Annotated in this window: 12 protein-coding genes; 6 read left to right on the top strand and 6 right to left on the bottom strand. The window is 70.7% G+C overall.

Annotation, left to right across the window (positions count from 1 at the left end; genetic code table 11):
* Window positions 1-144: 144 nt before the first annotated feature.
* From D6689_18565 to D6689_18540, 6 genes are all read right to left on the bottom strand, one after another.
* Window positions 145-597 (bottom strand): hypothetical protein, encoded by a 453-nt coding sequence (locus D6689_18565; protein ID RMH38827.1) that lies wholly within the window; start codon window positions 595-597, stop codon window positions 145-147.
* Entirely contained in the window at window positions 594-1,142 is a 549-nt protein-coding gene (locus D6689_18560; protein RMH38826.1) for a hypothetical protein, read from the bottom strand. The genes D6689_18565 and D6689_18560 overlap by 4 nt, the downstream gene beginning before the upstream one ends.
* Complete coding sequence (locus D6689_18555) at window positions 1,139-1,762, bottom strand: hypothetical protein (GenBank protein ID RMH38825.1); 624 nt, start codon at window positions 1,760-1,762, stop codon at window positions 1,139-1,141. The genes D6689_18560 and D6689_18555 overlap by 4 nt, the downstream gene beginning before the upstream one ends.
* A complete protein-coding gene (locus D6689_18550) occupies window positions 1,759-2,388 on the bottom strand; it encodes an RNA polymerase sigma factor (GenBank protein ID RMH38824.1) in 630 nt (209 codons plus the stop codon). The genes D6689_18555 and D6689_18550 overlap by 4 nt, the downstream gene beginning before the upstream one ends.
* Window positions 2,389-2,473: 85 nt before the next feature.
* On the bottom strand, window positions 2,474-3,250 hold the full coding sequence (gene truA, locus D6689_18545) for a tRNA pseudouridine(38-40) synthase TruA (protein ID RMH38823.1): 777 nt from the start codon (window positions 3,248-3,250) through the stop codon (window positions 2,474-2,476).
* Complete coding sequence (locus D6689_18540; protein ID RMH38822.1) at window positions 3,247-5,544, bottom strand: hypothetical protein; 2,298 nt, start codon at window positions 5,542-5,544, stop codon at window positions 3,247-3,249. Before D6689_18540 ends, truA begins: the two co-directional genes overlap by 4 nt.
* 269 nt (window positions 5,545-5,813) lie before the next feature.
* Between D6689_18540 and coxB the strand changes: the two genes are divergently transcribed.
* The 6 genes from coxB to D6689_18510 are packed head-to-tail and all read left to right on the top strand — an operon-like array spanning window position 5,814 to window position 10,969.
* Window positions 5,814-6,539 (top strand): cytochrome c oxidase subunit II, encoded by a 726-nt coding sequence (gene coxB / locus D6689_18535; protein ID RMH38821.1) that lies wholly within the window; start codon window positions 5,814-5,816, stop codon window positions 6,537-6,539.
* On the top strand, window positions 6,536-8,299 hold the full coding sequence (locus D6689_18530; protein ID RMH38820.1) for a cytochrome c oxidase subunit I: 1,764 nt from the start codon (window positions 6,536-6,538) through the stop codon (window positions 8,297-8,299). The genes coxB and D6689_18530 overlap by 4 nt, the downstream gene beginning before the upstream one ends.
* Before the next feature lie 52 nt (window positions 8,300-8,351).
* Complete coding sequence (locus tag D6689_18525) at window positions 8,352-8,870, top strand: cytochrome oxidase subunit III (protein ID RMH38828.1); 519 nt, start codon at window positions 8,352-8,354, stop codon at window positions 8,868-8,870.
* Window positions 8,871-8,884: 14 nt separating this feature from the next.
* A complete protein-coding gene (locus tag D6689_18520; GenBank protein ID RMH38819.1) occupies window positions 8,885-9,181 on the top strand; it encodes a hypothetical protein in 297 nt (98 codons plus the stop codon).
* A complete protein-coding gene (locus tag D6689_18515) occupies window positions 9,178-9,762 on the top strand; it encodes a heme-copper oxidase subunit III (GenBank protein ID RMH38818.1) in 585 nt (194 codons plus the stop codon). The genes D6689_18520 and D6689_18515 overlap by 4 nt, the downstream gene beginning before the upstream one ends.
* Complete coding sequence (locus D6689_18510; protein RMH38817.1) at window positions 9,665-10,969, top strand: hypothetical protein; 1,305 nt, start codon at window positions 9,665-9,667, stop codon at window positions 10,967-10,969. Before D6689_18515 ends, D6689_18510 begins: the two co-directional genes overlap by 98 nt.
* Window positions 10,970-11,008: the final 39 nt, after the last annotated feature.

Genomic DNA, 11,008 nt, shown 5'->3' with positions numbered 1-11,008 from the left:
GCGCCGCACGGAGCGCGGCGATCGGCGCCCCGTCGCGCGGGTCGACGTCGGGCGGCGCGCCGCGGCGCCGCGGGCCACGCGCACGGGCGCGGGCGCGGGCGGTCCCGGGCCGCGGCGCCGCGGGCCACGCGCCGACGGCGGGCGTCACCGGCGGCCGTGGCGGCTCTCGCACGCGCAGCACTGGCGCTTGGCGTCCTTGCACGACGCCTTGGCGCTGGCGCATTTGCGGCGCGCCCAGTCGTCGTCGCGAAGCTCGCCGGCGATGCGGCAGATCGCCTCCGCGTTTTCGCAGATGTTCTCGGCCAGATTGCAGGTATCCGAGCAGGCGTGCGACGGGTCGGTGGGCGGCACGCACATCGCCGCCAGCTCCGCCAACAGTTGATGCATGGGCACGTGCAGCATCTGGCGGATCGCGCGCGACGTCGGCTCGACGCCGCGCAGCCCCATCTCGGCGCGCCACATTCGGATCTGCATCCACAGGCCTCGGATCTCGTCTTTGCGGGCGTCGGCGGCGGCGTAGCGGGACGTCGGCTGCTTGGCGCCGCACGACGTGAGCGCCAGGCACGCGGCGATGGCGACGGCGGCGGCGAACTTCATCGGCGGGCCTCCTCGCGCAAGCGGGCGCGAATCGCGTTGTTGATCTCGATGCTGCGGTCGTACGCCGCGATCGCATCGCGCTTGAGCGCGTCGCGCGCGGCGGGATCGGTCTGGGCCGTCGCGAGGTGCTCGAGGATCTCGCCGCGCACCGTGTACGCGTTCGCGAGGAAGTACGACTCGCGCGCGGCGGCCGCGATGCCCTCGTCGACGACCCGCAGCGCTTCGTCCGCTCGCCCCGCGCCGAGCAGCACTTTGGCCAGCCGGGAGCGCGCGTCGACCAGCACGTCCTGCGCCTCGTCGGCGCCGGGCGGGAACTCGATCGCCAGGATCGCGCGCAGGGCGTCGATGGCCGCGCGCGTGTCGCCGTCGAGCAAGTAGAGGTTCGCCTTGTGGTGCAGGTTCTTGGCCTGTAGCAGGGCCGCCATCAGATCTTCGTCGAGCGCGTCCGCCGGCTCGGCGAGCTGCGTGACGGATCGGGGCGCATCGCCGGTGCAGGCCGCCGCGACGACCGCCGCCAGCGCGACCGCGAGCACGCGACCGATCACGGCCGCCTCCGCGCGCCGAGCCGGCGGAAGTGGACCGCGCGGAAACCCGCGTGTCGGTCCGCGTAAATCTGATCGATGCGCGCCGCGGCGTCGGCCGCGCGCGCGGGGGCGATGCGGCCGACCAGCGCATCGGCCGGGCGCGAGCGCAGCGCGGCCGGCCAGCCGCCGGTGCCAGGCGTCGGCTCGCGCGGCGCGGGGCGAAACCACAGCGCGAGCGCGGCCGCGGCCGCGACGGCTGCGATGACCCACGGCGACGATGCGCGGTGCGGCGCCCGCGACCGGCCCCGCACCGCGGGGGGGCCGGCGGCCGCCGGCGCGGCGCGCGGCGCCGGGGCGCCGGCGCGGGAGGCGGGAACCGATGCGGCCGGCCCGACGGCGGCCCGCAGCGCCGCGTCGACGACGGCGCGTCGCCGCTCGGGGGGCAGGTCGAACGCGTCGCGCGTGCTCGCGCGAACGATCGTGGCCGTCTCGAGCAGCGCGCGCTGATCGGCCGGCAACGCCGGCGGCGGCGGGAGGCCGTCGATCAGGTCGTCGACGAGCGACGCGAACGATCGGGCGCGGCGCTGCTCCGCCGGATCGGCCGGCGCGTCGGGCGCGGGGATGTCGTCGTCGCGGATCATTCGTCTCGGTCTCCGAATGCGCGCCGGAACGCGCGGACGGCGCGATAAAGCAACACGTCGAACGTGCCGACCGTCACGTTGAGCGTGGCAGCACACTCGTCGCGCGGCAACTCGTCGATCAGCCGCAGCTCGATGGCGCGCCGGTAGCGGTCGGGAATGCGCGCGAGGGCCTCGGCGATGCGCCGCCGGTTGATCGCGGTCTCCTGGCGGGCGATCAGCAGCGCGTCCGGCCCGCACGCCGGCGGCGCCGTCGCCGCGAGCTCGGCGGCGAGGGCCTCGGCGAGCCGCCGCTGGCGCTGCGACCGGCGGTGCAGGTCGTACGCCTTGTTGACCGCGATCTGGCGCAGCCAGCCGTACAGCCCGTGGCCCTGCCAGCGAAACGACTGAATCTTGGTGACCGCGGTGAGGAACGTGTCCCGCAGGACGTCCTCGGCGGTCGCCGGCTCGCCGACGCGAGGCAAGATGACGTTCGCGTACAGCGGCGCAGCGTATGTGTCCAACAGCGGGCGCAAGGCGTCGAGATTTCCGCGCTGGGCCTCCTCGATCAGCCGGCGTTCGCGTTCGAGCGACGCCGCGTCGACTGCGGGTTGGGAAGCCACAGGCTCGTTTGGGAAACGCGTGCCGATGGGTCAGCTTACAGCGGCCGCGCCGTGCCGCGGCGCGTCGTCCTCGTTGCCGCAGGTTGCGGCGCCGGCGGCGCCGGCGGCCGGGTCACGGTGCGCGGCGGACGCCCCGGTCGGGCGGGCGCCCGTCGCCGTACGCGACCGACACCAGCGTGAGCCCGCGGGCGGGCGCGGTCTGGCCCGCGCGCGTCCGGTCGCGGCTGCCGAGCGCGTCGGCGACCGCCTCCGGCGCGCGGCGCCCCTCGCCGACCTCGACCAGCGTCCCTGCGATGATGCGCACCATGTTGCGCAAGAACGCGTCACCGCGCACGTGGATGTCCACCAGGTCGCCGGTGCGGTCGATATCGATCGCGGTCACGCGGCGCGTCGCGGTGCGCGCGGTGCAGCCGGCCGCCCGAAACGCGGAAAAGTCGTGCTCGCCGACGAGGTGGGCCGCGGCGGCGCGCATCGCGTCGACGTCGAGCGGCCGCGGTCGGTGCCACGCCGTGCGGCGCCACAGCGGAGACCGGTCGGGGCGCGCGAGGACGCGGTAGCGGTAGTGCTTGCCGAGCGCCCAGAATCGCGCGTGAAAGTCGTCCGGCGCGCGCTCGCAGCCGACGACGGCGATCGCGGGAGGCAGCAGCGCGTTGAGGCCGCGGCGGAACCCGTGCTCCGGGATCGCGGCGCCGGTGCGAAAGTGTGCGACCTGGCCGAGCGCGTGGACGCCCGCGTCGGTGCGGGAGGCGCCGATCACCGCGACCGGCCCGCCGGTCATCGCGGCCAGCGCGCGCTCGAGGTGCTCCTGCACGGTCGGCCCGTTGGCCTGGCGCTGCCAGCCGGCCAGGTCCGTGCCGTCGTATTCGACGACGAGCTTGATCGTCCTCAAAACTCGAAGTTGATTCCCGCCAGCCACGTCGTGTCGCCGACGCGCAGGTTGTCCGACGTGATGCCGTTGACCTTGGCGAGCGCCAGCTCGACGAAGAACCCGGCGTGCTCGATGCCCATGTCGCTGGCCAGCGCGCGCGCGGCCGACGGGTCGAGTCGTTCCGCGCGCACCGAAATGCCGACTGCTCCCTGGTAGCCGGTCGTCGCGCCGCGCGCCTTTTCGCTCGGGCAGTCGCCGGCAGTCGTGCATGTGTCGTCGGGGAAGTAGGTGGCGGTGTCGCCGTCGGGCCGGGTGATGCGCCACAGGTACCAGGACAGGCCCACCTTGGCGTACGGCACGATCGGCACGCCGAGCTCGTCGTCGAGCAGCGTGAGCCGATAGATCGCGTGAACGTACACCGGCAGGATCTGGAGGCTCGTCTCGTCGCCCGGCGACCGCTTCGGGTCGCCGTTGTTGTCGGCGACGATCGTGCCGTCGGCGTCGACCTCGAACGCGTGGGCCGTCGCGTCCCAGAAGCCGATGCCGGCGCCGATGCCGAGCTGCCCCTTCGGGTACAGAAGGTAGCGGTCGAGTTCGACCTGCGTCATCACGCGGCTGCGGTTGCCGAACATCCGCGCAAACGGCCGCTCGTCCGCGGCCTTCGCCGCAAACGCCGGCTCCGAATCGACCTCCGGCAGGTACGGCCCGAATTTGATCTCGAGCGTCCACGCGCTGCGGCGTTCGCGCAACGTGTCGTCGAGCTGCTGGTCGGCCGGGCCGCCCGGCTCGTCCCAGTACGGCTGGGCCGCCGCGCGCCCGGCCCACAGCGCGACCAAAGCGGCGACGGCGGCCGCGGCGGCCGCGCGGCGCGTCCGCGCCCGCGCCCCGCGCGCCGCGGCGACCGGTGCCGGGCGCCGGCGCCGGCGCAGCGCGCGCCACAGCGCGAACGCGACGAGCAGGCCCAGCTTGCCCGCCCACCCGGTGTAGACCCACGCGCCGGCCGCGAGGACGACCGGCAGCAGCGCGACCCACGCGAGCGCGCGCAGCGCCGGGTGCCGCGCAATGAACCGCGCCGCCGGCGGCGAGTGGGCGTAGTACGCCTCGATCAACCGGCGCCCGAACGAGGTGGGCGCGAGCACGTCGTCGCGGAAGTTGCGCAGCACGCGCACGAACGGGTGGTCGTAGTCGCCGTAGGTGGCCGTCGCGACGAAGCAGTACTCGCCGAGCGCCGCGCCGCCCTGGCCTTTGTAATCCTCCCAGAAGTCGATCACCTCGGACGGCGTGATGCGGCCGAGCGCCGTCACCGCGGGATTGCGCCGCGGATCGACGGTGACGAGCACCAGCTCGTACTCGACGCCGTTTTCGAGGCCGTCGACGCGTGCGGTCGAGGACGTCGATCCGATCGGATCCGAGCAGACGAACATCGGGTCGAGCACGTCCAACCCCGCCGGGGGCGGGCCCGCGTCCGCGCCGGCGTCGACCGCGCCGGCGTCGACCGGGCCTCCGTCGCCGCCGCCGCGCGCGCGGCCGCCGGGGAGCGGGGCCGCGGTCGCGAACAACTCGGGGCACTCCGTGAGCGGGGTCTGGTAGTCGGCGTCCGCGCGCGGGAATCCGTCGTCGTCGCTCACCGTGCCGTCGGTGCGCGCGCACAGGATCTGAAACGACCGCAGATCGTCGGTGTTCGACTGCGGCAGCTTCCACGTGACCTGCGCCCCGTTTTCGCCCGGAGACGCCTGCACCTCGGTCGGCTCCGGCGGCGCGACCGCGTCGACGAACAGGTCGTCGGCCAGGGTGAACACGTTTTCGTATTCGTTGTCGCCGTTGTCGTCGACGAGGACGAACACGTTGCGAGTCGCCTCGGTCGCCGGACACGCGTACGGCGGCGGGAGGACGCCCCCCTGCGTGATGCCCGGCGACACCAGCTCGGCGACCGGGATCGGGATGGTCTGCGGGGTTTGCAGGTCATTGATGTCGGAGACGGTCGCGATCTGCGTGCATCGCTGGTCGCGGTCGGCGAGGTTCTCGGTGTCGTCGCACGCATTGCCCACCCACACTTCGACCGGTACGCTGTCGAGTCGGCCCGACTGGCCGCTGAGCTGCAACCTGACCGCAAACGGCGTGCCGCAGATGCAGTGACTCGCGTTGAAGAACTCCGCCACGTCGGTCGCGGACATCGTGGAGAAGGTGCCGTCGCCGTCGGGCTTTCGCAGCTCGATGGACAGCGACCCGCCCTGGAGGTCCACGGCGGCTGCGTCGGGGGCGGCGGCGGCCACGAGGGTCGTGGCGAGCGCGACGGAAGGAATGGAGCGCAGCATCGGGAAGCGTCCGAAATGCAAGCGCGATGCCGGGGGCCGGTACCGCGATCGGTGCGATTTGCCTACCACGCGCGCGCCGCGGGCGGCAACCGCCGGTGTCGGATTGGCGTTTGCGCCGGCCCGCGTTTGTCAATCTGGCACGCGGGCGCCGGCGGCAGCCGCGGTGCGCCGGCGCGCGCGCCGCCGGCCGCGCCGACCGGCGATTTTTGCGCGCACGACGCCACTGAGTGGCCCTAGGGGCTTGCATTCGGCGGCCGGTCCGTGGCGTATTGCACCCGCACCGCGGAGCCAACTCGATGTTTGACGACCTGCCCCAGAACATCTCCAGCTTCGGCGGCGACGTGGATTCGATCATCCGGTACATCTGGTGGATCATCCTCGTCTGGTTCGTCGCCGCCGAGGGCTTCTTGGTCTACACGCTCGTGCGCTACCGCCGCCGGGAGGGGCGGCGCGCCGGGTGGCTGCCGGCCGACACGCTCAAGGCCAACGCGTGGGTGCTCGCCCCGGTCGTGCTCGTCCTCGCGCTCGACCTGTCGATCGAGGCCAAGAGTCACGGCGTGTGGCACGAGGTCAAGGGGCAGGTGCCGCAGCACGACGTGCTCGTCCGGGTGACCGCGCGCCAGTTCGCGTGGACGTTTACCTATGCCGGGCCCGACGGTGCGCTCGACACGGAGGACGACTTCCAGACCGGCGGGTTCTTGTACGTGCCGGCCAACAAGGTCGTCCGCTTCCAGCTCGAGTCGACCGACGTGCTTCACTCGTTCTGGATCCCGGTGCTGCGGCTCAAGCAGGACGCGGTCCCGGGTCGCAGCATCCGCGGCTGGTTCAAAGCCACTGAACCCGGCACGTACGAGATCGCCTGTGCCGAGATCTGTGGCGGCGGCCACACGTCGATGCGGGCCCGCCTGGTCGTCCTGTCAGAGGACGATTACGCGCGGTGGGCCGAAACGATGGCGCAACAGCGACACCTGATCGTGGAGGCGACCGGTCGATGAGTCACGGCGAACCGACGTCGTTCTGGCGCAAGTACATCTTCAGCGTCGATCACAAGGTGATCGGCAAACAGTACATGCTCACCGGGCTGTTCATGGCCCTGGTGGGCGGGTTCCTCGCGTTCGGCCTGCGCCATCACCTGGCCTGGCCCGATCAGGACGTGCCGCTGCTCGGCGCGCTCGCGCCGCACCAGTACAACTCGGTGGTCACGATGCACGGCAGCATCATGATCTTCTGGGTCGCGATGCCGCTGCTCGTCGCCGGGTTCGGCAACTACGTGCTGCCGATCATGGTGGGCGCCGATGACATGGCGTTCCCGCGGCTCAACATGATGTCCTACTGGACGTTCTTCGTGAGCGTCGTCATCGTGATCGCGTCGTTCTTCGTCCCCGGCGGCGCGGCGGCGGGCGGCTGGACGTCCTATCCGCCGCTGTCGGATGCCGCGGAGATGAGCGGCGTCAACTGGGGCGTCAACTTGTGGCTGCTCGCGGTCGCGGTCGAGTTCGCGTCGTTCTTGATGGGCGGCATCAACATCATCACGACGGCGCTGAACTTGCGCGTCAAGGGGCTCACGCTGATGCGGCTGCCGATGTTCGTGTGGCAGCAGATCATCGCGTCGATCGTTTTTTTGCTCAGCGTCGGCCCCCTCGTCGCGGGGGCGGCGATGCTGCTGCTCGACCGCACGATCGGCTCGGGCTTTTTCGCGCCGGCGCAGGGCGGGGACCCGCTGTTGTTTCAGCACCTGTTTTGGTTCTTCGGCCACCCAGAGGTGTATGTCCTGCTGTTGCCGACCATCGGCATCGTCTCCGAGGTGATCACCTGCAACGCGCGCAAGGCGATCTACGGCTACAAGATGATCCTGTACTCGACGATCGCCGCCGGCGTGCTCAGCTTCGTCGTCTGGGCGCACCACCAGTTCATCAGCGGGATCGATCCACGGCTCGCGACGCCGTTTTCGCTCACCACGATCCTGATTTCGGTGCCGTTCGCCGTCGCGATGTTCGCGTTCCTCGCGACGCTGGTGCGCGGCTCGATCCGGTTCCCGGCGTCGATGTTGTTCGCGCTCGGGTTCATCGCCAACTTCTTCGTCGGCGGCGTCACGGGCGTCATTCTCGGGTCGGCGGCCGCCGACATCTACTTCCACGACACGTACTTCGTCGTCGCGCACTTCCACTACACGCTCGTACCGTCGGTGTTCTTCGGCACGTTCGCCGGCATCTATCACTGGTTCCCGAAGATGTGGGGCCGCCGGCTGAACGAGACGCTGGGCAAGCTGCACTTCCTGGGCACCTTCGTGTTCTTCAACATGGTGTTCCTGCCCCAGTTCAAACTGGGCGTCATGGGGCATCATCGGCGCATCGCCGACCCGTCGCTCGTCTACGACTTCCTCAAGGGCGGTCAGGATCTCCAAGTGCTGTCCACCGTGGGGGTGATCGGACTGTTGCTCACGCAGGTCCTGTTCATCTTCAACTTCTTTTACTCGATGAAGGCGGGCAAGAAGGCCGATCGCAACCCGTGGCAGGCGACCACCCTCGAGTGGGCCGCGCCGTCGCCACCGCCGCACGGCAACTTCGACGAGGTCCCGCAGGTCTACCGCGGCGCCTACGAGTATTCGCTCCCGGGCGACGGTCCCGACTTCGTGCCCCAGTGGCAAGCGGACAGCGGCGGCCGCACCGCCGGCGGCGACGGCGGCAGCGCTGACGCCGCGGGCGACGGCCGCGCGACGGAAGGCAGCGCATCCACTGACCGCGAGGAGGCGTGACGTGTCGGAACACACGCGAACGCAGTCATCCGAGCTGATTCCCGCATCGCGGATGGCGATGTGGTGGGTGCTCGCCGGCGAGGCGGTCATCTTCGGCGGGCTGATCGCGAGCTACCTGCTGTTGCGGATGCGCCACTCGGAGTGGAGCGCGTACGCGAGCCACACGGTGGAGTGGGCCGGCATCGTCAATACGAGCGTGCTGCTCACCAGCAGCTATCTCGTCGTGCTCGCGCACCACGCCGCGCACCAGGGCGACTACAAGAAGGCGTCTCGCTGGCTCGGCATCACCGTGCTGTGCGGCCTCGTCTTCCTCTGCATCAAGTCGTACGAGTACTCGCACGAGATCGCGCACGGCTTCACGCCGACCGCCAACCTGTTCTGGTCGTTTTACTTCGCGATGACCGGACTCCACGGGCTGCACGTCATCGCCGGCATGATCGCCCTCGGCTGGGTCGCGCTGCGCGTCCGTAAGGGGGAGAACCCGCAGCGGGTCGAGTATGCCGGGATGTACTGGCACTTGGTCGACATCGTGTGGATCTTCCTGTTCCCGCTTCTGTACCTGTCGTCGTAACCGCGAGACGAGCCATGTCCGACGAAACTACGACCCTGTACACGCGCGTATTCCTCGGCCTCGCGGTCGCCATGATCGTGTCCGTGGTGATCGCGGCCGTGAGCAAATCCGGGCCGGCGATCGCCGCGATCTTCGTCATCGCCGCGTTCAAGGCATACCTCGTGCTCAACTACTTCATTCACCTGGGACGCGAGCCGCGCTACATCAAGTACGTCGTCATCGCGACGCTGGCCGCGCTGGTGATCCTGTACGGAACGCTCATCCCTGACATCGTCCACCAGTTCGGCCACATGGAGGGGGCGGTACGATGACGGCGCGCGCGCTCGCGGCACGCTCGCGGCCGGTGGTGCCCAGCGCCCTGCTGGCGGTCGCGCTGTTCGTGTTCACCGAGGCGATGCTGTTCGCGGGGCTGATCAGCTCGCACATCGTGTTGCGTGGCCAGTACGAGGGCGTGTGGCCGCCGGCCGACCAGCCGCGGCTGCCGGTGGCCGCGACCGGCGTGGCGACTGTGCTGCTCCTCGCGAGCGGCGTGACCATGTGGTGGGCCGTACGCGCCCTCGACCGCCGGCAGCCGGCGCGGGCGACCCGGCTGTTGGGCGCGACGCTGATCGGTGGCGCGGGCTTTCTCGCCATGCAGGGCTACGAGTGGGCGCGCCTCATCGGTTACGGTCTGCGCACCGCCGACAGCCTGTACGGATCGCTGTTCTACACGCTCGTCGGCGCTCACGCGCTACACGTGATCGGTGCGGTCGCGGCGCTCGCGGTCGTCACGCGCCGGGCGGGGCGGGGCGCGTATGCGCGCGACTACGTCGGCGTGCGCGCCGTCCGCGTGTATTGGACCTTTGTGGTGGCGGTATGGCCGCCGCTGTACGCTCTCGTGTACCTGTGGTGATGCGCGCACGCCCGACAGCGTTGCTTTGGCTGATCGCCGCATGGTTCGTGCCGGCGGCCGCGTACGCGTGCCCGTTTTGCGCCCGGCAGAACGAGGCGGGCCGGACCGTCTACTACATTGCCACCGGCCTGATGCTGGCGCTGCCGCTCGGTTTCATCGGCGGCGCCGTGTGGTGGATCCGCGCGCATGTGCGGGCCCATGCGAACACAGGAGAGGAGTCATGAGCTGGCGTTTCGCCGCGGCCGCGGCCTTGGTTGCCGCGTGCTCGACCGATCCCGTCGTCTTCACCGAGCCGGTCACGTTTGCCGGTGGGGTCACCGTCGACCCGGACACCCTGAACGTCGGGCACCAGGCGTATGTCGCGTATTGTTCCCCGTGTCACGGGCTCGAGGGGGACGGCCGCGGTCGCGCGTCCAAGAACCTGTTCGTGCCGCCGCGAGACTTCCGTATCGCGACGTTCAAGTTCGCGGCGACCGAGGACGGCAAGCTGCCGGCGGACGAGGATCTCGAGCGCATCATCAAGCACGGGCTCGACGGAACGGCCATGCAGTCCTGGCGCAACCTGCCGGACGACGTGGTCCACGCGATCGTCCAGTACATCAAGACGTTCTCGCCCGAGGGAAGCGGCTTCCGCCATCCGCGCAAGAAGATCAGCGAGCCGCTGGCGGTGGACACGGACCCGTGGGGGCCGGACCAGCGCGAGGCCGCGATCGCCCGCGGCAAGGTCGTCTACCACGGCCTCGCACAGTGTTACGGCTGCCATCCGGCATACGCGACGCTCACGGAGATCAACCAGGCGCGCGCCGAGTACGACCAGCCGCCGCTGGCCGAGATGCGCCCGCAGGCGTGGCTGCCGATGCCGCGGGTGAGCGACAGCTACACTCACGCGATCCCGGGTGACGCGGTGTGCGAGAAGTCGTCCGACTGCGAGGGCACGAACGTCAAATGCGTGCTCGGTCGCTGCGAGGCGAAGAACGTGCTGTTGCCGCCCGACTTCACGGTCAACCACGTCCGCAGCGGCACCGAGGTCGAGAACCTCTACCGCATCATCGCCCGCGGCATCACCGGCACGGCGATGCCCGCGTGGCACGGGGCGCTGCCCGACAAGGACATCTGGGCGATCGCCTACTTCGTCCACGACCTCACGACCTGGCCCGTGTCGCGCGCGATGGCGCTCAAGGACACGCTCAAGTTGAACGCACGGTAGCGGCCGTCCCCACTCGACGGCACGTCCACGTGCGACGGC

Source organism: Deltaproteobacteria bacterium (genome assembly GCA_003696105.1).
Classification (GTDB): Bacteria; Myxococcota_A; Polyangia; order Haliangiales; family J016; genus J016.
This window is presented reverse-complemented; position numbering and strand designations above follow the sequence as displayed.